Raw genomic sequence first — 23,156 nt, 5'->3', positions numbered from 1 at the left:
CAAGGCGGTCATTTTCGGCGTGGATCTGATTGAGTATCGCTCTTCTGCCGTCGCATTGTGAACCGGACTCCAAATTATATACGTCTTTAATTACCAATGCATATGCTTCTGACATTCCCGGCTTGGGGAGAAATTTTTTCAGTTCCTGAACAAAGAGGTCGTTAGCATTTAAAGCATTGAACCGGGTACGGCAAGCTGGTGTGCAATGGTAGTAATAGAAATAATTGTTGCGTCCTCTTGACGAGCTGCCGGTCAGGTGTTTTCCGCATTTAGGGCAGATCAGATAATTCCTGAGCGGCAGGTTGTCCAGTGAAGTTATTTTTACGAGCTGTTTTTTGGAATGGGCACATAGGCTTCCACCTCTTTTTGCAAAGCCTCATGGTCGTTGAGAATTTCGCAGTGAAAGGTTTTGAGGTCAATTTTTTCTGTTGGGTCATCAGCCACTGCGCCAACGAACTCACCTGATGACAGCGTTGCGATACGCGAGGGTGGAATAGCCGCCTCTAACTGTTTAGACCTGCTGATGGATGTATCCTGGCTGTTGATAGACAGGCTTTCACGGTCCTGCATGATCTTACCAAAACGTTCACTTAACTGTCTGGCGGTATCGCCGACTACCTGGCCACTGATAATGTTACCAACGATGTTAGCAATTACCTCCGCCTGCTCTCTGCCGTAATCCTTTTTGAGCTGTGAAAAATCCTGCACGCCCAGACAGGTAGCCACTTTGTTGGAACGGGCAGTAGCGATAAGACTGTCAATAGCATTAAAATAAATCGTAGGAAACTCATCGAAGATCAGGCTGCTCTTCATTTGCTTTTTGCGGTTGACCAATTTGATCATTCTGGAAATGTATAGTGATAAGACCGCACCATAAACCTGTTGTTTTTGTGGATCATTACCGGCACAGATAATCTTCGGCGCTTCAGGATTATTAAGATCCAGCGTAAAATCATTTCCGCTCAAAACATAATAGAGCTTAGGCGAAGACAGACGCGCCATACTGATCTTGGCGCTGGCAATCTGACCCTCCAGTTGCTCCATGGCGCCATTAACGTAAGCAGTGACGAAAGGATTGATGAGTACTTCAATCTCCGGCTCCGTTCTGAGTACCGGAAATAATTGCTCATAGTTCATTTGCATCAGTTCAATAGCATGGGGCAGTGTACAGAACATGCCATTCTTATATTTCTTTAAGAACCAGATAACGCTGGTCACGAAATTGATCGGCGACTCTACAAAAAAATCCCCCTGCTTTTTTATCCATTCCCGGTTCAGGCCAAGCATGGTGGTACGGCTGCTTTCAGTAGCGTCAGTAATGTCTTCCATACTTTCTGGGTAGAGGGGGTTGCAGCGATGATGAATATCATCAAAGTTGATAACGTAAAACTTAGGCTCTACCGGATAGAGATGTTTGTATTTCAGGAAAGTGTTATAAGCTATGATCGAAAGATCATCATATTTAAAATCGTAAATGAACATGGTAAAGCATTTTTTCAGGTGCTGAGTGATGACATGCCGTATTACGAAGTACGATTTACCCGCGCCCGGAGTGCCCGACACGAGCAGGGCGCGGAAAGGATTAATAATATTGATCCATGACTTTCTGATCTTGCCTTTTAAATTATATTGAGCGGGCAGGTTGATGGAATATTCATTTTCCAGCAAACGCTCTTCCTGCGGGAAGGTCTCCTGCAGGCGGTTAAATATATCACCTCCCAGCTGCTGTTTGATCAGACGCGACAATAACGCGCCACCGTTCATGGTCAGGAGGTAACCTGCACTTGTGATGCCAATATAAAGCAAAGCAATTATCTGTGGCTGAATATAGATTTCCAGCGCAAGAAAACTCAGCGTATAAATTATCAGGCCGCCCAGAAAATATTTGAGGGCTCTGCTCAGTTTTAATTTCTCGTCTTTCTTTCCGCGATATCCAATCAGCGAGATGAACAACAATATCAATGAAGCCGCTTTTGAAACGTAAAAGTGACCGAACAGGCCTGTATGGGAAAGATTTAACAAAATCTTCAGCAGAAAGGGCCAGGTTAGATGCCAATGCTCAAATGCCGAATAGCAGTAGATATAAAAATGCAGGCATAATAAAATTATGCTGCACTTCCTGGTCAGGTCAGTTATTTTTCTTAAAGCTTCTGTATTTTCTCCGGTATTCATGCGCTATCTCTTAATCGATCTGCAGCCGTTTTTTCTTTTTCTTTCGATATGGCACTTCATTGTGTTCGCTATGCTTCGCGGACAATAAAATGTCAGCAATAATTTCTATTACCGGCTGATTATGTGCTGGATAATTTTTCTGAGTGGCAGCGCTTGTCTGCGGAGTAGTGTTAGCCGTGGCAACCTTCGGCAGCCGGGCCATAAACGCTTTGGCGCTGTAATTTTTCCCGAGATCTGATCCGTTGTAGACCACCCGCGTAGCATTGTCAATAAATGTTACCCCGTAAACATTGCCTTGTATGTTTTCGCGAAAAAGCATACGAATACCTTGCTGCTGCAACTGCTCTTGTAAGGCTATTGATCCGCGGGTGGTTGCTATGGCTTTATCCAACAAGTGCTTCAGCCGCTGTCCATAAGGCATGCGGCTACTTTCGTTCGGCGTATATTTTCTTTCGAGATTTTTTAAGGTAGGACGGCCATAAATCGAACTGGCCTTAATGGGTATACCAATGGCCTGCCCCTGTTCATTTAAAACCTGGTAAACCAGCCCGCTCTTCTGAAACATTTGCGAACCTTCGGTGCCACGGTATGCTCTCACATTGAATTGCCTGAGCGCAGCATTTAGTTCAGGAAGCGACGTGAATTTATAAGAATCGACCACCTCACGGACGATGGCCGATATCGCGGCCTTGGTAGGCGTTTTGCCATACATAATTTTATCCAGATTGACAGGCTGGAGGGTGTAGGCCGTCTCTTTGGCCTGGTCTTCAGCCCTAATCAGATTGTAACTGGTTTCAATTTCTTTTCTGGCTTTTTCGGATTGGTGCCTGCCGATGTTATGAGTTTCTATGCGCCGGCCGCCATCTGCAATATTCACTGTCGCGATATGCAGATGCGGATGCGCGGCATCGAAATGCTGGTAGACCAGGAATGGCTGCTCTCCGAAGCCAATGCTATTCATGTAGTCGAAAGTGATGGCTTTCAACTTGCCTTCGTCCAGCTCATCCCGCCTTGAAAAATTAAGCATAATGTGGAGTGTATTCGTTCTGGTATCCGTATTCTGCCGGGTCAGCATCTCGAACCTATGCAGCTTGTTTTTAAAAGAAAGGTGGTCAGGATCGCGCGGAAAGCCAGCAGCCAGTAGTAATGATGCTTCCGCATTCTTCAGTTTGTTCTCGTTATAATTGAGCACACCCCGGATACTTTTTCCGCAGACTATTCTGGCAACCATTTTTCAGAAAGCTGATCGATCAGTTTAAAAAGAGTTTCTATTTTTGCAGATGTTAGGCTGAACTCTTTGAGAACGTTCTGCGACAATGCCAGCTGCTCATCCAGTGTTCCTGCTTGATGAAATCTGCGCGTCACCTGGTTGATATTTACGCCAATCGCCAGCAGCTCTTTGCGAATTCCGGACAGTTCTTCCATCGCCTTGTCAAGCGTTGTATCGCGCGTGTTAATGACAATTTTTTCGTGCTCAAGTACATCGCGCAATAAGGCGCTCATGGTTCTGCGGTTGGAATTATTGAGCAATGAAGTCATCTCATCGAACTTCGTTTTTCCTACCCGCGTAAATATTTTATAATCCAGCCTTTCCTCGTTCTGCCTTCCCATATCTCACATTTCAACACATCATGATTAAAAAAACCCGACTCCGAAGGGTTTTTCTTCCGGCGCACCCAACGGCAGCGCCCGGCAAGATGGGATTGTTGTCAACAATCCTACATCTTGCCGGACACGCAAAAAACAGTGTCCTGGTCAATTTCCTCCGGAATTGCGGAAATCAGATGCCTCTGCCTTTTCTTATCTGTTTGTTTTTCTTTACCGCCTCATGTTGTTTCGGAGCGGCATATTGTTTTTCATTGAGTCCCGCCTGCTTCAGAATTTTCTCAGGTATATTGGTATTCATGATGATCTCGCCTTCCTTCAGGTTCGGCACAACACGCTTGATTAAAATGTCGCTAAGTATGTCAGGACCTTTGGGATGGATAAGCAGCATGTCAACCGGAAATTTCAGCCCGAGAGTTTTAAATGACTGGTCAGGGATACCTACGACGATTGATTTCTCTCCTGCGCGCTGAGCTTTATTTCTGAATTGCTGAAGGTCTTTCTGGCGCAGATGCTCATTCAATAAATTATCGATATGGTGTTCCAGATTCATATCAATGGTGTATTCTTTTCCATCAATATTGAACTTATCCGGTGGTAATGTTTTGCAGTATGCTTCAGCTTCTTTGATAAGACGTTGGCCTTCTTCATGGTAGGCTAAATAATCAGTTGCGCCGCCGTAGCCGTGATTCGATGCGGCACCGACCTTTACATCATTAATATACAGGTTTGCCGAGAACGCGTTGGTTTCCTGGCTTAGCTGCTGACTGAAATGGATATTTTTTAATTCGATTTTCATGGTGTGTCATTTTGAAATTGTTTGTCCAAAGTTTTTATAGTTCTAAAGATCTGAAGCGCAACCTGGGGGACGATCGCGTTGCCTCCGGCCTTTATAGTTTCGCTGCGCCATTTAGGAAAGGTAATACCGTCCAGTCCGCCGGGAAACCCATCATTTCCATAACAAACAGGGGATTGAGCCGGGAACTGCCGCCAGTCAGATGGTTGATCGTATCCCCAAGCGTGTTGGAGGGAGTGCGGTTCGCTTTTATTAATGTTTCCGGAAGCCTGCCGCCCTTGTGTTCCCGCACCGTTGGCGTCGGCAACATGGGAAGTAACCGAACCAATCTGGCCAGACCTACGCTGCCGTCCTTCCCGTTCTGATTGATCTTTCGCGGCAACCCGCTGGTCATGATGAACCTGTCGTTGCGCCCTATGATAGCTCCCGTCGTTGCATCCGAAGCCAGCGGCGTTGGCAGGAGCCTTTTGTAAAAGTCCGGTATCTGATTCCAGCTGTCGAATTCCTTCGGGAGCATCCCGCCCGATATCTCGACCACCTGCGCAAGGCCCAGTGCTACTCCATGTTTCTGGTGTGCTTTGCCGATCTTTTGAATCGCATTTCTGCTGTTGCGGTTGCTGCCTGTGGTCGGCGTCGGCAGCAAACCCGATTTGGCCAGGTCGCTCAGGTTCGCTGAAAATGTCTGTCCCGAGTGCCGTGTTTTGGTTTTGCCATTCACTGTTTCGCCATTCCGCGAGCCGTCCGATAAGACCACTGTAGGCAATAAACCAGACCCTTTCCCGGCGGTGCGGGGCATTGACGCCTGCAGCTGGAAGTACGAACGGTTGAACCTGGTAACCTTCAGCTTCCAGGTCAGACTGCACCTCCTCGAATACCATCCCGGCATTCCAACTAACAAGTCCGAGAACATTCTCTGCCACGACCCAGCGCGGCCTGATCTCGCGAATTGCTCTAAGCATGCTTGGCCACAGATGGCGTTCATCTTCCTTTCCGAGACGTTTTCCGGCGAGGCTATATGGCTGGCAGGGGAACCCGCCGGTGAGGATGTCGATATTTCCTTTTTGGATGCTGAAATCCGTCGTCCTGATATCTTCATAACTAATTGCTTTTGGGAAATAGTGTTTAAGTATTCGCTGACAAAATGGATTGAACTCGCAATGAAAGATATTGTCCCAACCTATCCACTCAGCGGCAAGATCAAATCCGCCTATGCCACTAAACAGGCTCCCATGGTTTAATATTTTTATACCATCACTCATACCGACTTCCCAAATTTGCAGATGACAAAGTTGGGCCAGGCAGAATTGCGTTTATGCTACTGTGGTATTAGCTAACAGAATTATTTAAGAAAATAAAGCTTACTGACTATTTTAGACAGTATTTGTTATTGCGCCTGCAACAAAATATTACGATATTACTTTATATAGGTATGGCTGATGTACATTCGAAGGAAACCAGAAGTTTTAATATGTCCCGTATCCGGAGTTCGGGTACAAAAATTGAATTGCTGCTGGCAAAAGCCCTCTGGAATGAAGGCATCAGATACAGAAAAAATGATAAGACAGTATACGGGAAGCCTGATTTCGCCTTTAAAGGAATCAAGCTTGCCATATTTTGTGACAGCGAATTCTGGCATGGTAAGGATTTTGCTGTTCTGCAAAACAGGATAGGGACGAACAAAGAATTTTGGATAACTAAAATTACAAAAAATATAGAGCGGGATATTAAAGTAAACGGTGTATTATCGGAAGCAGGATGGACAATTCTACGCTATTGGGAAAAAGATATAAAGAAGGATATCGTTCCGGTTGTTGCGGAAATTACAACAACAATAAAGCAGTTGAAAGAATTAAAAAACAACAGGCGTTTTGATCAAGCGGCAACGACCTGCTCCATAAATGAATCCAGAAACTCCTGATTTATACCTTTGATATTTCTTCTTTTACAAAGCGAATACAGTTCATTTACAGCAGAATAAGGAAGGTATTTTGTGTTGAGACTTTTAAACTGGACTTTATTGGCTTCCTGAATAACTTTCGCTCTGTCTTCATCAGGGGCGACGATAATATAACTCGTCGGAAACGGCGGAAACAAATCCTGAAAATTTTTCATTCTGGACAAACCCGATGTAACACCGGTAGAATGCTCTACTTCTATTACCGCAGGCATCAGCTTTCCGTTTTTGAACCATATACAGTCAATCAGAAGAGCTGCTTTAATTGCATCAGCATGTGATTTTAAAAGAGGTTCATTTTTAAGGGAATGAATAATACCCTCATACTCAATTATCCTTTTTCCGTTATAGATAATGCCTTTATCGTTTTGGGCTACCCATGTCCGGTAATCTAATTGCTTTCCGATATTGTACAATGCTATTTGCATTAATGCATGTGTACGCTTAATATCAGCGTCGATTCCGGTTATTTCACCTATGCCCGAAGGATCTATGATCTTAAGCGCATCATAGGTATCCACGGAAGCAGCTTCGCTGATAACAATATCAGTATCTACAAGACGAGTAACACCCAGGCTGTGTGTGTCATCAGGAGTCCATATGATATGTTTATGCCCGTGTTTGATTGTCGGGTTTCCGCCAGTCATTTGTATTCGTCCGGGATAACAATATGAAAATTGCGGTGTATGGACGAGTAGTGCTTCTAATACACTCCTCGTATTATAACTGCCTGCAAATAATCTGTCTACATTAATAGGCTGATCGGGCACAAGCGCATTTGCGAGTCTCCAGATTTGTTCTTTTGAAATAGACGCAGTCTTACCCGTAAGTTCTGTTTCTCCGCTTTCAGGTTTCCATCGTTTGATAATGATTGGCCCTTCCGGCAACTGGACACGTTCTATTTTTATTAACCCCGGATTTGAAGGATCAAGATAGTTATAAACATTGTCTTTATTCAGACGGTTTATTTCCCTTACCAGGTTACTCGCTGTCAACTGTTGCATAGCTTTTTGAATTGCTTTTTTTTACGTTGTGCTCTAAGAAATCGTAAATATTTAAAGCCAGGCCCTTTGCCGCGACAAACGGAACTCCATTTCCTATCGTCTTAAACATATCAGTAAGTGAAATATTAGACGGAATAACAAAGTCTTTTGGTAAAGATTGTATAGCCAGGGCTTCTGCTACGGAGATTCGTCTTGCTTTATACGGGTGAAGATGTACTTCATTATTTCCGTATGCTGCGGTTGGTGAGTATCTCCAGCGGTGAAGTCTTTTATATGATTTTTTAAGATCATCGCCTTCCTGAATAGTCAAAAATTTATTCAGACCACTTCTTGGAGTAAAATAATGATTCCCGTTCGGATGATTAGTAACGTCATTCTGGTCAAACCAATGTTGGACTGTTAAGTCCTTTATAATTTCAGCCGGTGCTTCCTTTATAGCATCTTCGAGGAAAGTCTCAGCCTTTGGCCAATTGCCGGAAAAGATATCTTTTGCCTCGTAAAGTTTGTTATTATCCCAGTTGAAATTACTTAGTTCCTGTTCTTTACTTTTATCCTGACCGCTACCTTTTAAAATACTCTTATGGAAGCCGATCAAAATAATCCGTTGTCGCTCACATAAGTTCTGCCAGCCCTTATAGGGCTATATTCTGGCCTTCGGCCGCCAAAAACCATTCATATTTAAATAATATTTCCAATCAATTCTTGTACAATGGGGGTTTGCAAGCCAATTACCAAACAGCGGGATTGTTGTTGCTTTCCATACAATTAAACCCAAAAGCCAGGGTATGACCTTAGATAAGAGTGAAGAACTATTTTAAAATATTTTATTCGCCTATGCTATGCATAACAATAAAGAATAACAACGTGCGATAAACAAACACGATCAGCGCAAGCGTGGTGCAGCTCAAAATAGCTGCATGTAACCAACTTATCCACCACGCGCGCGCATAAACCTTTTTTAAAGCAAAGCCCAGGTAAAACAGGCAGACTAACAGCAATATCCCGCTAAAACCCGTTTCGGTATTTAGTACGGCGCTGCTGCGGGGGATGAACCTTAAAAGCGAAGCGATCCACGGAATAATGATCAGGAAGGCAATCAAAAAGGCATAGTAGTTGAGCGCAAAAATCAGATGCAGCGCGAAATAACGGGGCCGTGTCCATTGCAGACACCATAGCACCAGCGCGAATACCGGTACCATCACAATAAAATATTCTTTTTGCTCAAAATGCATGGCCGTATTAAACCGTTCGGCCAATACCTGTACCGACAAATGCAACTCAGCGCTTTTAGCCAGTATCTGTGGCCCAAAGCGCTCGCGATAAGCCTCCAAAGAATATTGGAAAATACCCCGGGCTTTAACGATAAAAAACAGGAAATTAAGGAACACGAATAAGGCAAAAGGGCGTACATAACGGGTTTGCCCGGGTTGTAAAGAAGCTACAGTCAGTTCGCCTGGTTTAAAAAGCAGCGCCGGCAGCGTTCTAAACACGCGGCTATCAAAATGCATCAGGTCATGCAGCGCCTCATGGGCTATGTTTTTGAGGCCAACGGGCTCTTTTTCAGGGTTAGTCATAGTTTAAAGATAATGATCAGACCACGTTCTTCAAAACCGCAAAACGAACCAATAACCAACCAAATAACAGTATAACGGCCGATAGCCCCACCACAACAGCTTAACTGCGGGTGGTATTGCCCACTGCGCTAAAAGACACTAATATTCGATCAGCAGTAAGGGATGAAAGAAATAAACCCACAAAACCGAACCCGACAGCGCAGCGGTAAATTTTATTTAAAGACTTGCCAGATCGTGTTGCAAAATAAAATACAACAGTGTCACGGTAAGGCTGATGCCAAAATGCCAGCCGCCATTGAATGGGTGCTACATGGATGGAACAGGTGCAAGCCGGCGATTTTTGATTAATGGAAAATAAACTCCGCCGGTAGCCACCCCAGTTAAATCACGCTTGCTGGTCTGTATTGCAGACCGTCCGGCAAATACTTGCAGTTCGTTCATCTTTTTGTATACCACTGCTATTCATCTCCAGTTCAATTTGTTTTTTTCCCCAATTATGTAAATGAGCGATGAAAGGTATCAGTTCCTGTCCGGTCTCGCTAAGCGAATACTCTACCTTAGGAGGAACTTCATGATACATCCGCCGGATAATCAATTTGTCCTGCTCAAGTTCGCGCAAGGTCTGCGTAAGCATCTTTGTAGTAATGTCAGGAAGCGTCCGGGTTAGTTCTCCGTATCGGAGTACTTTTTTCATGTCCAGATACCATAAAATACGGGCCTTGTATTTACCACCTATCCGTTTGAATGCATAATCCACAGCACATAGCTGGGTTTCATTCGTCACCATTTGATCATTTTTCATTTCTTGCAATTATGTAAACCACTGATAATTAGCAATAGATACTTTTTAGTATATAAGATACTAAAAAGTACATACTTGCCAAAAGTAGCTATTTATTCGACAATTGCATCATCATTAACAAGTCATTAATACGCAACAAAATTAAGTTAAACAATGAAAGAGTTATTAAATACAAAAATTCATGCCGAAGGCGTTATGAAAGCAGTAAGATTACATGAATTTGGCGGCCCTGAGGTACTTCGTTACGAGGATGCACCAATGCCGCAGCTAAAAGCCGGGGAAGTACTGGTAAAAGTTTATGCCTCAGCTCTTAACCCGCCCGACTGGTATCTGCGCGATGGATATCGTTCGCTGCCGCCGGAGTGGCAACCAAAAGGTGAGTTTCCAATGATTCTCGGCACTGATATTTCAGGCGTTGTAGCCGATGTGGCAGATAGTGTAAAAGATTTTAAAGTAGGCGATGAGGTTTATTCGATGGTCCGCTTTTTCAGCATCGGGGAAAGTAAGGGATATGCTCAATATGTGAGCGTACCTGTATCCGACCTTGCAATTAAACCTGCCGGTATTGACCACGTACACGCTGCCGGAGCGCCAATGTCGTTATTGACTGCCTGGCAATTTTTGGTGGAGGTTGGCCATGATCAGCCGAATCCATTACAACCTCATCCGCATGTTCCGGTCTCGTTAAAAGGCAAGACTGTGTTGGTAAATGGCGCCGCTGGCGGTGTGGGACACTTTGCGGTTCAGGTAGCTAAGCTTCACGGAGCCAAAGTAATAGGTGTAGCTGCCGGGCAGCATGAAACAATGGTACGAAACTTGGGTGCAGACGAATTTATTGATTATACGCAAGCACCTGCTGACGAATTTGTACAGAACATAGATTTGGTGGTGGATACCGTTGGCGGTGCGTCATCAGCTAGATTTTTAAAAACCTTAAAACGCGGTGGTGCATTGTTCCCGGTTTATCCGTTAGGTTTTGCGGGTTACGAGGAAGCAAAAAAACTCGGCATAACGGTATCATCAGTCCAAGTCCGCTCCAGCGGGGTACAACTTGCGCAGCTGGCTAAATTACTAAACGATGGAAGCATTAAGGTACTTATAGACAGCATATTCCCGCTGTCTCAAGCGCGCGAAGCACACGAGCGGGCCGCCAAAGGTCATATCCAGGGAAAGATTGTACTCACCGTAGCCTAAAATCATGAATATACAAGAACTATCAGATCGCCTCGAGCTTAGAGCATTGGTTGATCAAATTTCTATATTGGCAGATAAAAAGGATTTTTCTTCGCAGGTTGAGCGGTTTACCGAAGATGCCATTACGGAGATCACCGTTGATGGAGCCATCATTATGCAGCTGCAAGGGCGGCAAGCCATGGCCAATGCTTTCAAAGAGTTTAACAGAAATTTTGAGGTTGGTTTTCATCTCAACGGACAGCATACAGTTTTTATAGAGAACGACAATGCTGAGGGTACGTTGTACAGTCAAATAACAATGATCAGCATTAAAAACGGAGTCAAGGTTAAATCGACTATCGGGGCCATTTATCATGACCATTACATACGGGTAAATGGAAAGTGGTTTTTAAGTGCAAGGCGGGGAAATTTTGTTATTGCTGATGATGCCTTTTAAGTTTAACTTCGGTCATGATCTTCAGCTTTTCGTCCACACCCGATTTTGATTTTCTGACGCATTTCGCACGCCATCTTGGTGCAGCGGTGGAAAACAATTTATTGCAGATACCAGCTGCAATAGGCGAAGGTTATATACGTAAGCTGACCTTCGGGCCAGATTTTAAGGTCACCCTGCACCATTATACATTGAAAGAAGACCTGGTGATTAAACGCAACTCGTCCGGACTGGGGAATGAACTGATCACCATCTTTTTTTACAGCAATGAAGACGTGCTGGAGATCGCTTTTAACAACGGGCAGCAAGTGCGTTTTTCTGAACGGGAAGATGCCGCTATACAGGTTACTTCTAACGACCTGAATTCGACTATCCGTTTTCCCGCGGGGCATGCTGTTCATTACATTGTTATTGCCATCAAACCGGCCTATCTGAAAGTGCTGTTGAATATTAGTGAGCCTAACACGGTCATTCAAACCATTACGGACAATGGCAGCTCTTTTCTGTATTTTGAAAGCATGACGGCGGAAGCGAAGAACATGCTGAAGCACATGGCCGCAGTGAATATGCGGGACGATCTGAGCCACTTTTATATACAGGTTAAGATACAGGAACTAATTTATCTTTTATTCCGGCAATTGACCTTGCGCGAGAACACCCACCATTATAGTGTAAACAGCGCCGATGTAGAAAGATTGTTGTTTATCCGTAACGAATTATTAAAAGACTTGAGCGTTCCACCTGTCCTGAATGAACTGGCGCAGTTAGCGGCCATGAGCGAGACCAAACTCAAGCAGCTTTTTAAACAAACCTTCGGCGACACCGTCTACAATTATTTCCAGAGGGCCCGGATGGAAGAAGCCGCCTTTTTGTTAAAGCAAGGTAAACGTTCAGTTGCAGAGACCGGTTACGAACTGGGCTTTTCCAACCTCAGTCATTTCAGTCGCCTGTTTGAAAAGCATTACAGTATTACGCCCAAGCGCTACTCTACCCAAACCTAAATAACCTCTGCCGGATTGGACTGATTTTACGTCCTTTTGCGCTATTATCACCTGAGCATAAGTACCACCTTTGCTATGTCAATTAAAACATAGCAACATGAAAAAGTTATTTGAGCCATACAATAAAGGCAGTTTAAAATTAAAAAACCATGTGGTGATGGCGCCCATGACCCGCAGCCGCGCCATTAATAATGTGCCCAATGCATTAATGGCCACCTATTACAAACAACGCTCAGGCGCAGGGCTAATTATAACCGAAGGTACCTCCCCCAGCCCCGAAGGTTTAGGCTATCCGCGTATTCCCGGTATTTTCTCTGATGAACAGTTAGCGGGCTGGCAACTGGTAACAAATGCGGTACACGAAGGCGGCGCCAAAATATTTTTGCAACTGATGCATACCGGCCGTATCGGGCACAGCAGCAATTTGCCCCAAGGTTACCAACTGGTGGGTTTGTCAGACCTGAAAGCCGCCGGTGAAATTTATACCGAAACCGGTATGCAGGAATTTTCGGCTCCCCTTGCGCTTGACAAGCAAGGCATCGCCCGCATTATCGCCGATCACGTAAAAGCAGCGCAGAATGCTATAGCAGTCGGCTTTGATGGCGTAGAACTGCATGGCGCACACGGTTACCTGCTGGAGCAATCACTAAATCCGCTGGTGAATAACCGCACTGATAATTATGGCGGGTCGGTTGAAAACCGCAGCCGCCTGCTGCTGGAGATTACGCATCAAATTGCCGCCGTTATCGGTGCAGATAAAGTTGGCCTGCGTATTTCGCCCTACTTAACCTCTAACGATCTGCCGGCTTACGACAGTGCCGAAGTACACAATACTTACGTGTACCTGGCCCGGGAGATGAACCGCCTGGGTATTGCTTACCTGCACATTTCCAACAACCCCGGCATCCCTGAACAAACACATCGCGCTATTCGCGACGCATTCAAAAACACGATTATCTACTGTAACGGCTTTACGGCAGAAACCGCCGAAACGAAATTGCAGGGTGGTTCGGCAGACCTGATAGCTTTCGGCAGAAGTTTTTTAGCCAACCCCGATTTTATCGGGCGGCTGGAAAAAAAAGCGCCGCTAAACGACCTGGATTATAACACCCTTTATACACCGGGCGAAGCAGGTTACATCGACTACCCTGTATTAGAAGAATCATTCACTTTTTAAAACATACAACTATGAAACCGCCGGCTAAACTGGCAGCTTCATCACCACTTAAAACAATACAACAATGAAAATCACCACCACAGGGTCATTAGGTAATGTAGCCAAACCCTTAGTACAAAAACTGATCGCTGCCGGGCACGAAGTAACCGTGATCAGCACCAAAGCAGACAAAGCAAGCGAGATCGAAACTCTAGGCGCTAAAGCGGCCATTGGCTCTATCAGCGACACAACCTTTTTAACAGAAGCTTTCAAGGGCGCTGATGCCGTGTACACCATGATGCCGCCATCGATGGGGCCAGCCAACATGATCGAAAACATTGCTGCTGCCGGGAAAGCCTATGCCGACGCCATCAAAGCTGCCGGCGTAAAACGCGTCGTGATGTTAAGCAGCGTAGGCGCTGATGCGCCCGCAGGAACCGGCCCGGTTGGCGGCGTGCACCGCGTAGAGCAGATCTTTCAGGAACAGTTAACGGATGTTAATGTGACCGTTGTGCGTTCCGGCTTTTTCTACGTTAACTTTTTCAGGGACATTCCGCTGATCAGGACCAGGGGCATCTTCGGCAATAACTACAGCGGCGATGATAAAATCGGGTTTACGCACCATGACGATCTCTCTACAGCCATCGCTGCAGAATTGCAGCGCGAAGGGAACGGTTTTGAGGTAAAATATGTGGTAAGCGATGTATCAACCGGCAATCAACTTGCCTCATTGTTTGGCCGGGCCATTGGTAAGCCAGAATTAACCTGGACCGAGATACCCGACGAGCAATTGAAGCAAGGCATGTTATCTGCAGGATTGCCCCCAGAACTGGCCGGCTTGATCACCGAACTGGGCCAGGGAGTAAGAGCTGGTATTGTGATGAATGACTTCTTTGCCAAAGGCGGAGCAATAACCGGAAAGATCAAACTTGAACAATTCGCAGGCAATTTTAAAGCGGTCTATTTTAACAATTAAAGAACGGGCACAATGATGTTAACACCATAGTACACGCTGGAGAATCTGGAGCCTTAAGCGGCTCTGAAAACGCTGCCAGCACAGGTGCTTTGATTTAGTTACAAATCTCCTTGATTTGGTTAAAAGCATGCTGGCTGTAGTAATGACCTTTGTGTAAATAAATCATTAATTGTATGGAAAATAGAAATCACAATCAACTCATCGCACTGGTAACCGGCGCTAATCAAGGCGTCGGTAATGAAATAGCTAAGGCGCTGGCTGCAAACGGCTACCTTGTTTATCTGGGTTCTCGTAAACTGGCTAATGGAGAAAAGGCAGCTGCCGAGATCGGCAATAACGCCAAAGCAGTGCAGTTGGATGTTACCCGGCAAGAAAGTATTGATGCGGCGATAGCCAAAATAGCCGGTGAATATGGGCGCCTTGATCTGCTGGTGAATAATGCGGGCATCTCTCATGGCGGGCCTGCGCCCAAGGACCCGGAAGAATTGATGCGCACCGGCCGCGCCGTCAACGTATCTCTGGACGAAGTGCGGATCGTTTGGGAGACCAATGTATTCGGTGTGATTGCAGTAACCCAGACAGCATTACCTTTGCTACGAAAATCATCAGCGGCACGCATTGTTAATGTATCCAGCGGACTTGGCTCGCTGACCTGGATTTCGGACCCCGAATGCTGGGCACGGGAAAACTTTGGCATCGTTTATGCGGCTTCCAAAACCGCTTTAAATGCCGTTACCCTGGCTTTTGCCCTGGAGCTGGAAAAGGAAGGCATCAAGGTAAATGCGACCAGCCCCGGTTATACCGCTACCGCACTTAACAACTTCCACGGAACCGATAGCCTGGAGGTTGGCTCCCGCGAACCGATCCGCGTAGCACTTGAAACTGACGGGCCGACCGGCGGTTTTACCGGCCCGGATGGTAAACTACCCTGGTAATTACTTACTTTTAAAAATGAAAACGGAAAAGCCCAAAATTCCCAAACTCGAGTCTATTAATGAAATTCACCGAATGCTGGGCCTGCCTGGACCGAAGCATCCTCTGGTCACCTTATTTGATACACGTGATGAGCTTATCAATCTGAGCCGATTGCCGGTTAGTTATGTGACCACGCTCTATAAGATATCCTTTATCGAGAAACTGGGGGGCAAATTCAGGTATGGGCAGGGCTATTATGACTTTGATGAAGGAAGCATGGTCTTCACCGCGCCTAACCAAGTGGTAGGAAGCACTTCGATATACAAGGGAAATGAGGGTTATTCGTTGATATTTCATCAGGATTTTTTGCAGGGCTTTCCGCTTGCTGCCAAGATCAGACAGTATGGATTCTTTTCTTATTCGTCCAACGAGGCGCTGCACCTTTCTCAACAGGAAAGGGCCACCATTTCTGCTATTTTCAGAATTATCGAAGAAGAACTTAACAGCCGTATCGACGATTTCAGCCAGGAAGTGGTCATCGCCCAGATTGAGCTGCTGCTGACGTATGCCAAGCGCTTTTACAAGCGCCAGTTCCTAACCCGGTATGCAGCCACCAGCGACCTGCTTCAGCAGTTCGAAGCAGTACTTAAAAGTCATTTCCAAAACCATAATCCAGTTAATCATGGCCTGCTTACCGTACAGCGGCTGGCCGACCAATTGAATTATACGCCAAATTATCTGAGTGATATGCTGCGCTCGCTTACCGGGTTAAGCGCGCAGCAGCATATTCATATGCAGCTAATTGAAAAATCAAAGGAGTTACTGGCGACAACGACATTAAGCGTTAGCGAAGTGGCCTATCAATTGGGGTTTGAGCACCCGCAATCTTTTAGCCGTTTGTTTAAGATTAAGACGCAGTTGTCTCCGGCTCAGTTCCGTTCATCAATCAATTAGTATGTATTTCGGTTTGCTTTAGCGCTTTATTTAAAAAAAAGACAAATCAATCACCCCTGGAATTAAGGCAGTCTTTTAATTGACCGTCCCACACAAATCACTAATCCGCTTACATTAAAGCTATAAACCAAGTCAATTTAACACCCATGTCGCTGGCTGGGCTTAGCGAGCCGGCTTCAATTGAACGACTGCCTGAATTCAAGCGGCGACAGGCTGGTCTTGGTCTTAAAAAGTTTACTAAAAGACTGCAGGTGCTCAAACCCGAGCTCATAAGCTATCTCGCTTACCGAGAGGCTGGTCGTGGAAAGCTTTTCCTTAGCCAGTTCAATCAGTCTATGGTGCAGGTGCTGTTGCATATTTTGCCCCGTCAGCGTTTTGAGCAGGCTGCTGAGGTACCCCGGCGAAATATTCAACGTTTGGGCAATTTGCGTCACGCTGGGCAAGCCCTGCTTCGCTAAGGCGCCGCTGTTAAAATAATTACCCAGGTAGTCTTCCAGACGCGTTAGCAATTCATGGCCCGCTTTTTTACGGGTAATGAACTGCCGCTGATAAAACCGCTCAGAATAGGTAAGCAATAACTCCAATTGTGCTATGATTACGCTTTGGCTGAAACGATCAATAGCTGTGTTATACTCCTGTTCTATCTGGTCGACAATAGCGGTAAGCAGCCCTTCTTCTTTTTCAGAAAGATGCAGCGCTTCGTTCACTGAATAGCTAAAGAAATCGTATTGCTTAATATTTTTGGCGAGCGGTGTATTCCACAAAAAATCGGGGTGAACCAGGATCATCCAGCCTTCCAGCTTTTTCAAGTCCGCTGAATGCTCTACGCTTTCCACACCAAACAGTTGACCGGGCGACATAAAGAATAAAACGCCTTCATCAAAGTCGCTGGTTTGCTGACCGTAGCGGAATTTGATGTGCCGCATTTTTTTCATGGATATCCAGTAAAAGTCACCCACCAAACTGAAAGGTACTTCAGCAATCGGCAGGTTAATATTTTCCATGCGGACCACACTGATCAGCGGATGCGCCGGCTTAGGCAGGCCGGCCGCACGGTGATAGTCGCCGATGGTGCTGAAACGGAAAGGTGTCGAACTGCTCATGGTACAATGTACTTATTTTTGATGGTATACGCGGGCAAACTCCTGTGCAAAATCCGCGAGTTTGACCTTACCCATTTTCGGGTTATTGCGATGGAAATTTTCCAGCGGTTTACCGCTGTGCATGGCGGCCTGCATCTCCACCAAAGTTTCGGCCAGTTTTTCAGGCACTTTAGCCATTTTTAATCCTTGCAGCATGGCTTTATCGGTGAGCAATACCCATTTCAGCCAGGGCTTACCCACCGCTGTGCCGATAATCCGGGCTGCTTCATTACAGGTCAATTCCTCGCTGCCTACATAACGGATGGTGTTTTGTTCAGGCCTCAGCAACAGTTCTTCTGCCACTGCTTCGGCAATATCTTTGGGCGAAACGAAAATTATCCGGTCCTCCCCGCCACAATTCCCCATCAGCAGTCCGGTCTTCCCGGTTATCAACGCCCAAAGGCCGGAGTAACGCAGTGTAAGCAGTTTACCCATCAGGCCCCTTCCTTTGATCAGGTCGATATGCTGATAAAAGTTCGTGTAGAATGATCCGGGCCGCATGAAAGTGAGGGTGGCTTCCAGACCGTCAAAGTCGTGTTCCAGGTTTTCGCTTTTGATAAGGTCCGCCACCCAGCCACTCATCACCACCACACGCTTAACTTGGGTGGCTCTTAAAGCGTGCACGTAGTTCTTGGCCATCCGGCGCATATAATCGCCCAGGTCAGGCTCCGTAAAGCTGAGGGGAATCATGGCGTAGACCGCATCAGCACCTTGAAAGGTGAACCTCAGAAATTCATCGTCGGCAATGGAGCCAATAGCCGCAGAAGCTCCTAAGGCCTGAATGGCCGCCTGTTTATTCACATCACTGCTCACAACGGTTACGTCATGCCCCCGGGCTACTAATATTTCAGTAAGTGGTTTACTGATGTTGCCTAAAGAACCGGTTACAATAAACTTCATTTATTTAGTGTAAACGCCGTTTTCAATATCAGTTAATAAATATGGATGCGATGGCCGCCAGTTTAAGTGTTCCTGAGTCCACTTGCTTGAAGACGGGCAATCGATGGCGGCCATTTGGGCAAACCAGCTAAAATGCCCGGCTGCTTCTTCAGCGTTAATAGATTTAACCGGCAAGTTTAGTTGCTTACCGATGGCCTCGGCGATGCTTTTAACCGTAATACCTTCCTCGGTACTGGCATGGAAGCGCGCTCCAGGCGTAGCTTGCTCCAAAGCCAAACGATACAACAACGCCGCGTCCAGACGGTGACCGGCGTTCCAGCGGTTCTGGCCTTCGCCTATATATGCTGAGAAACCTTTTTCCCGCGCCAAATTCACCAGGATTGGAATAAAACCATGTTTATCCTCATCGCCATGTACCGAAGGCGGCAAACGCACAGTGGCGGCACGTACACCCGCAACTACAGCAGCTTGTGCGGCACGTTCTGAAGCACGGGGCCAGGCCGGATTAAAAGGTGATGGCATATCTTCGGTAGCCAGACTACCAGGATTTACTAACGCTGTTCCTGAAGTAACGATCAAAGGACGGTTTGAACCGGCCAGTATGTTGGCTATCGTTTCTATAGCCTTCTCATCGACAGCACAAACTTCCGCAAAGCGGCTGAAATCATGAATAAAACCGCAATGGATCACTCCTTCGCTTTCGGCTGCGCCCTGTCGAAGGCTATCCAGATCTTCCAGATCGCCGTAGTGAACTTCAGCCCCGGCCGCTTTTAATTTAACTGCGGACGCTTCAGAACGCGCCAGCCCCAGTACCTGATGGCCAGCCTTTAATAACTCCTGCACAACGGCAGTACCTACAAAGCCAGAGGCTCCGGTAACAAATACTTTCATATTAATTGCTTTATGAGATACAAAGAACCAAGGTAACGGGCAAAAAGATTTATCCAAATCCATGTTTGGCTTAGCCGAAATGATGATATAAAAGTTAGTCTGTGACGGCGCCTTTATAATCTTTAATTACATTCAACAGTGCTGATAGCCGGCGAGTTGATGCCGCACGGCCCGCCACGGTGCGTTATTAACCGATTGTTCAACAAACAAAAGCCCCCGTACCATCAAGGGTGCCGGGGGCTTTTGCTATTATATATCGGCCATTAACGCAGGCGCCAGCCAATGCCCACACCTATAAGCCAAGGGTTGATCTTAACATCAGCAGGAATGTTGGCTAGTGTAGATGCTAAGCCCGGATTATTAGCCGGCGTAAGGTTTGAAGCATCTACCTTTACATTTGTTTTCAGAAATATCTTTTTCAGGTCAATGTTAACGAACATTTTTTTGGTTATGTCCACATCAACACCGGCCTGGCTGGCAAAGGCAAATTTATTTTTGTAGTCTATACCATTAACTACCGGCCCTTTATTGGCGCTATAAAAAATAGTATAATTTGCTCCGGCCCCCAGGTAAGGTTTTATTACTTTGCTAACTGGGAAATGATACTGAAAGTCCAGGGTAGGCGGTAACAGCCACACGCTGCCCAGTTTCACATCGGCAGAGGCAGGTCCGCCAATTGGCGTAAGGTTAGAGCCCGTGGTGCTTACGTTATGCTTGGTAGTTCCTAGTATCAGTTCGGCCGAAAAGTTTTTGGCGATAAAATAAGTAAAATCAACTTCTGGAATAAGGGAGTTAGATAAACTGATACCACCGCCTATAACGCCGATGGTTGCGCTCTCTTGCGGAACGACACCTACGGCGCGAACACGGATGTCCCATTCGTTTTTTTCCTGGGCAATTGATTTCATAACTGGGATGGTTAACAGTAAAGCAAGAATGAATAATCGTAAAGTTTTCATATTTATTTAGAATTTTGTTGCCCAAAAGTATGTATGGCTTTACGCATCATTAATGACGTCAGGCAGGCTGTTTCATGATCGTTATCAGTTTGATATAACTACTTCCAGATATCTTAAAACAATTGTATATTTAATCTAAACCAATTAACTAATGCCTTGTCATGAAAAAAATCTTTGTTTTTGCAGTATTGCTATCTGTTTCGGCAGCGGTACATGCGCAATCTGCTGTTGATAGCACCGAAACAAAATTTAATAAACTTGTTGAGCAAACCGGTATGGTGTTTAATAAGCCAACCGGTTCACTTAGCACTCCCATCGTAAAAAACAGGCAGATCCATTATGATTATGCGGTTAACTATCCTGACAAAAACATGGAGGTGCGTTATACCATTGTGCCTATGGCAAACCGGGTGAAAGAATACCAGGAATTTCAAAAAAACCACGCACCCGGAAGCTCTATGATAGACCCTAACAAAATGCTTACAGGCTTAATTTACGCAACCATTATAAATGCAGGCGGCGGTATACCCGATTCTACTATCAGGGGCCGCATGTTTGCACCAACTGATGTAAAAAGAGAGTTTGGTGCAGATGCCGGAGGTTTTTTTATGGTATCAGTTAAAAACAATTCTTTCGGTACCGACTATAAATTTTGCAGCATGACTGCCTTACAAAAAGATAATGTGGCCAATGTTTACATTTTTTATTTATGTAACTCAATGAAAGAACTGTTTGATAATTACCAGGCTATAGGTCCACAAAATATTTACTATGCGCTAAAGTTCAAAGATTGACGTTATCAACAGGTTGTCATTAGCCAGGTTGCAACAATTAAAAATCCTTGTTATGTTAGCGCAATTAATTATAAACTTTAATGTTCTTCAATGAAAGTATTTAATGCTTTTATAGTACTGCTGCTTGTGGCTGCAACAACCCGTGCACAATCAAACAAACCGAAAGTTAATGCTGAATTTGGTAAAGCACTTAATGCCGCCGGCATGACTTTTATGGTGCCCAAGGGTTCAATACCTGCAGCTATTGTAAAAAATCAAGTCGCTTCTTACCAATATGCGGTTAAATATCCTTCACGCAGTTTAGAAATCCGTTACCTTGTTATGCCTAAGGCGGGAGTTGGCGTGTCCGTACAACCCAAACCTGTGACAAAAAATGGTCAGCCTGCGCCAACCGACGATCCTTTTGATACCTTTTGTTATAACCTGGCTATAAAAATTACCGGCGGCACAAAGGACCCCAAAATGCAAATAGGTGGCTTTGACCCCAAAGCAGCAAAAAAAGAGTTTAATGCCGACAAAGGCACCTATTGGATGATCCCTATCAATAACAATAACTTTGGCACCCCCTATAAATTTTGCAACATGGTAGCCTTGCGTAAAGACAACGGCGCTTACGCCTTTATCTTTTATCTGTCAAACTCATTGCAAGAAATAGTGAAGGCGTTTAACGAAGTAGGTCCTTATAATATTTACTACACACTGAAGTATAAATAGTCGCCAATTTTACCTCGGTTGCCTGATGTATCAATCAACCGGGCTTCAACAAATAGACTATGAATATCGTAATAGCACCAAACGCCTTTAAAAATGCACTTGATGCTAGAAGTGCTGCCGATGCTATTGCCGAAGGCCTGCTTAAAAGTAAACCTCATGCGCAATGTCGTATTTTTCCGGTTGCTGATGGCGGCGATGGCACCGGCGATTTATTGATTAAACACTTAAAGGGCGAGCGCATTGAAGCGCGGGCCCACGATGCACTGGGACGACCTATCACCACACACTTTGGTTTAGCAGATGCCGGTAAGACTGCCATTATCGAAATGGCTGATGCTTCAGGGTTAAGACAACTAAAACCCACCGAGCTTAATCCACTGAAAGCAAATAGCTATGGTACAGGCGAGCTGATAAAAGCAGCATTGCACAAGGGTGTAAAAAAAATCGTCATTGGTATGGGTGGTTCAGCAACAATTGATGGAGGCATAGGTATACTAAGTGCTTTGGGCATTAAGTTTATAAATACCAAAGGTGACGAACTGATGGCAACTCCCGGCACATTAGATGACCTGGTATATATTGATACTTCGGGTTTAGATAAATGTATTCAAAACTGCGAGATTGTGATTTTGTGCGATGTCGATAATCGATTATTGGGCAATAAGGGAGCTGCTGCAGTTTTCGGTCCGCAAAAAGGAGCCGCGTCCGGCGATTTGCCTAAGCTCGAAGGCTTTCTAACAAAGTTAGCCGACATTGCCCTGAAACAGACGGGCAAATATATGGCGGGTATCAAACATAGTGGCACAGCCGGCGGTGCCGCTGCCGCCATGTATGCCTTTTGCAATACCAAATTGGTTGCTGGGGCTGATACGTTTTTACAGCTAACCAACTTTAATGCAGCGCTCAAAGATGCCGATCTGGTAATAACTGGCGAAGGCAGTATTGATGAACAAACACTGGGTGGCAAAGCACCGGTGGCCGTCGCGATAGCTGCAAAACAAAAGGGTATTAAAGTTATCGGCGTCGCCGGCAATGTACCAACGCAACCAAATACCGGCCTGAATCAACTTTTCGACCAGCTTATCAATATCAACAAAACGCCGGTCGATTTGGAAACAGCGCTTAAAAACACCCGCCAAAACCTAATTTTAACGGCCGAACAGATCGGCAATGGGTTGGGCGGCTAATTAAGTGTGCTATTTGGTAGAGCGTGCGGGAAG

The 23,156-nt window shown here is 45.5% G+C and carries 24 protein-coding genes; 11 read left to right on the top strand and 13 right to left on the bottom strand.

The window, feature by feature from the left end; translation table 11 throughout:
* Positions 1-321: 321 nt before the first annotated feature.
* The 5 genes from mobC to ACFS5N_RS12215 form a co-directional block, all read right to left on the bottom strand.
* Entirely contained in the window at positions 322-2,172 is a 1,851-nt protein-coding gene (gene mobC / locus ACFS5N_RS12235) for a conjugal transfer protein MobC (protein WP_377185777.1), read from the bottom strand.
* Between the two features lie 10 nt (positions 2,173-2,182).
* Positions 2,183-3,403, bottom strand: coding sequence for a relaxase/mobilization nuclease domain-containing protein (locus ACFS5N_RS12230; protein ID WP_377185775.1), 1,221 nt, complete (start codon positions 3,401-3,403; stop codon positions 2,183-2,185).
* On the bottom strand, positions 3,388-3,783 hold the full coding sequence (locus tag ACFS5N_RS12225; RefSeq protein ID WP_377185773.1) for a hypothetical protein: 396 nt from the start codon (positions 3,781-3,783) through the stop codon (positions 3,388-3,390). The genes ACFS5N_RS12230 and ACFS5N_RS12225 overlap by 16 nt, the downstream gene beginning before the upstream one ends.
* Before the next feature lie 169 nt (positions 3,784-3,952).
* Positions 3,953-4,576, bottom strand: a complete 624-nt coding sequence (locus ACFS5N_RS12220; RefSeq protein ID WP_377185771.1) for a hypothetical protein — start codon at positions 4,574-4,576, stop codon at positions 3,953-3,955.
* Positions 4,573-5,832 (bottom strand): DNA cytosine methyltransferase, encoded by a 1,260-nt coding sequence (locus ACFS5N_RS12215; RefSeq protein WP_377185769.1) that lies wholly within the window; start codon positions 5,830-5,832, stop codon positions 4,573-4,575. The genes ACFS5N_RS12220 and ACFS5N_RS12215 overlap by 4 nt, the downstream gene beginning before the upstream one ends.
* 170 nt (positions 5,833-6,002) lie before the next feature.
* Here ACFS5N_RS12215 and ACFS5N_RS12210 point away from each other — a divergent pair, with 170 nt between their 5' ends.
* On the top strand, positions 6,003-6,491 hold the full coding sequence (locus ACFS5N_RS12210) for a very short patch repair endonuclease (protein ID WP_377185767.1): 489 nt from the start codon (positions 6,003-6,005) through the stop codon (positions 6,489-6,491).
* Here the strand turns inward: ACFS5N_RS12210 and ACFS5N_RS12205 are convergent.
* The 4 genes from ACFS5N_RS12205 to ACFS5N_RS12190 all read right to left on the bottom strand — a co-directional run bounded on the left by ACFS5N_RS12205 (position 6,446) and on the right by ACFS5N_RS12190 (position 9,892).
* A complete protein-coding gene (locus ACFS5N_RS12205; protein WP_377185765.1) occupies positions 6,446-7,531 on the bottom strand; it encodes a hypothetical protein in 1,086 nt (361 codons plus the stop codon). The genes ACFS5N_RS12210 and ACFS5N_RS12205 overlap by 46 nt on opposite strands.
* Complete coding sequence (locus tag ACFS5N_RS12200) at positions 7,509-8,132, bottom strand: DNA cytosine methyltransferase (protein ID WP_377186549.1); 624 nt, start codon at positions 8,130-8,132, stop codon at positions 7,509-7,511. The genes ACFS5N_RS12205 and ACFS5N_RS12200 overlap by 23 nt, the downstream gene beginning before the upstream one ends.
* A gap of 223 nt (positions 8,133-8,355) precedes the next feature.
* Positions 8,356-9,105 carry a DUF3667 domain-containing protein gene (locus tag ACFS5N_RS12195; RefSeq protein WP_377185763.1) on the bottom strand — a complete coding sequence of 250 codons (750 nt, stop codon included), beginning with the start codon at positions 9,103-9,105 and terminating at the stop codon, positions 8,356-8,358.
* Between the two features lie 385 nt (positions 9,106-9,490).
* Positions 9,491-9,892, bottom strand: coding sequence for a winged helix-turn-helix transcriptional regulator (locus tag ACFS5N_RS12190; protein WP_377185761.1), 402 nt, complete (start codon positions 9,890-9,892; stop codon positions 9,491-9,493).
* A 168-nt stretch (positions 9,893-10,060) separates the two neighbouring features.
* Between ACFS5N_RS12190 and ACFS5N_RS12185 the strand changes: the two genes are divergently transcribed.
* The 7 genes from ACFS5N_RS12185 (at position 10,061) to ACFS5N_RS12155 (ending at position 16,536) form a co-directional block, all read left to right on the top strand.
* Positions 10,061-11,101, top strand: a complete 1,041-nt coding sequence (locus ACFS5N_RS12185) for an NADP-dependent oxidoreductase (RefSeq protein WP_377185759.1) — start codon at positions 10,061-10,063, stop codon at positions 11,099-11,101.
* Between the two features lie 4 nt (positions 11,102-11,105).
* Entirely contained in the window at positions 11,106-11,537 is a 432-nt protein-coding gene (locus ACFS5N_RS12180; protein WP_377185757.1) for a nuclear transport factor 2 family protein, read from the top strand.
* 14 nt (positions 11,538-11,551) lie between these two features.
* Positions 11,552-12,535 carry a helix-turn-helix transcriptional regulator gene (locus ACFS5N_RS12175; RefSeq protein ID WP_377185755.1) on the top strand — a complete coding sequence of 328 codons (984 nt, stop codon included), beginning with the start codon at positions 11,552-11,554 and terminating at the stop codon, positions 12,533-12,535.
* A gap of 97 nt (positions 12,536-12,632) precedes the next feature.
* Positions 12,633-13,712, top strand: a complete 1,080-nt coding sequence (locus tag ACFS5N_RS12170) for an alkene reductase (RefSeq protein ID WP_377185753.1) — start codon at positions 12,633-12,635, stop codon at positions 13,710-13,712.
* Positions 13,713-13,776: 64 nt separating this feature from the next.
* Entirely contained in the window at positions 13,777-14,667 is an 891-nt protein-coding gene (locus ACFS5N_RS12165) for an NmrA family NAD(P)-binding protein (RefSeq protein WP_377185751.1), read from the top strand.
* Positions 14,668-14,840: 173 nt separating this feature from the next.
* Complete coding sequence (locus ACFS5N_RS12160) at positions 14,841-15,602, top strand: SDR family NAD(P)-dependent oxidoreductase (protein ID WP_377185749.1); 762 nt, start codon at positions 14,841-14,843, stop codon at positions 15,600-15,602.
* Between the two features lie 73 nt (positions 15,603-15,675).
* Positions 15,676-16,536, top strand: coding sequence for an AraC family transcriptional regulator (locus ACFS5N_RS12155; protein ID WP_377185747.1), 861 nt, complete (start codon positions 15,676-15,678; stop codon positions 16,534-16,536).
* Between the two features lie 176 nt (positions 16,537-16,712).
* Here the strand turns inward: ACFS5N_RS12155 and ACFS5N_RS12150 are convergent, their stop codons facing one another.
* The 4 genes from ACFS5N_RS12150 to ACFS5N_RS12135 form a co-directional block, all read right to left on the bottom strand.
* Entirely contained in the window at positions 16,713-17,639 is a 927-nt protein-coding gene (locus ACFS5N_RS12150; RefSeq protein ID WP_377185745.1) for a helix-turn-helix domain-containing protein, read from the bottom strand.
* Positions 17,640-17,651: 12 nt separating this feature from the next.
* On the bottom strand, positions 17,652-18,578 hold the full coding sequence (locus ACFS5N_RS12145; protein ID WP_377185743.1) for an NAD(P)H-binding protein: 927 nt from the start codon (positions 18,576-18,578) through the stop codon (positions 17,652-17,654).
* Positions 18,579-19,469: an SDR family oxidoreductase gene (locus tag ACFS5N_RS12140; protein ID WP_377185741.1), complete on the bottom strand. Its 891-nt coding sequence runs from the start codon at positions 19,467-19,469 to the stop codon at positions 18,579-18,581.
* Positions 19,470-19,732: 263 nt separating this feature from the next.
* The gene (locus ACFS5N_RS12135) at positions 19,733-20,428 is read right to left on the bottom strand and encodes an OmpW/AlkL family protein (protein ID WP_377185739.1); all 696 of its coding nucleotides are present in this window, start codon (positions 20,426-20,428) and stop codon (positions 19,733-19,735) included.
* A gap of 161 nt (positions 20,429-20,589) precedes the next feature.
* Here ACFS5N_RS12135 and ACFS5N_RS12130 point away from each other — a divergent pair, with 161 nt between their 5' ends.
* The 3 genes from ACFS5N_RS12130 (at position 20,590) to ACFS5N_RS12120 (ending at position 23,123) form a co-directional block, all read left to right on the top strand.
* On the top strand, positions 20,590-21,222 hold the full coding sequence (locus tag ACFS5N_RS12130) for a hypothetical protein (protein ID WP_377185737.1): 633 nt from the start codon (positions 20,590-20,592) through the stop codon (positions 21,220-21,222).
* A gap of 90 nt (positions 21,223-21,312) precedes the next feature.
* The gene (locus tag ACFS5N_RS12125; RefSeq protein WP_377185735.1) at positions 21,313-21,936 is read left to right on the top strand and encodes a hypothetical protein; all 624 of its coding nucleotides are present in this window, start codon (positions 21,313-21,315) and stop codon (positions 21,934-21,936) included.
* A 59-nt stretch (positions 21,937-21,995) separates the two neighbouring features.
* A complete protein-coding gene (locus tag ACFS5N_RS12120; protein ID WP_377185733.1) occupies positions 21,996-23,123 on the top strand; it encodes a glycerate kinase family protein in 1,128 nt (375 codons plus the stop codon).
* The last annotated feature ends 33 nt before the right edge of the window (positions 23,124-23,156 follow it).

The organism is Mucilaginibacter ximonensis (assembly GCF_042686265.1).
GTDB classification, from domain to species: domain Bacteria; phylum Bacteroidota; class Bacteroidia; order Sphingobacteriales; family Sphingobacteriaceae; genus Mucilaginibacter; species Mucilaginibacter ximonensis.
The sequence above is the reverse complement of the archived record's forward strand: the minus strand, read 5'-3'. Positions and strand labels throughout refer to the sequence as shown.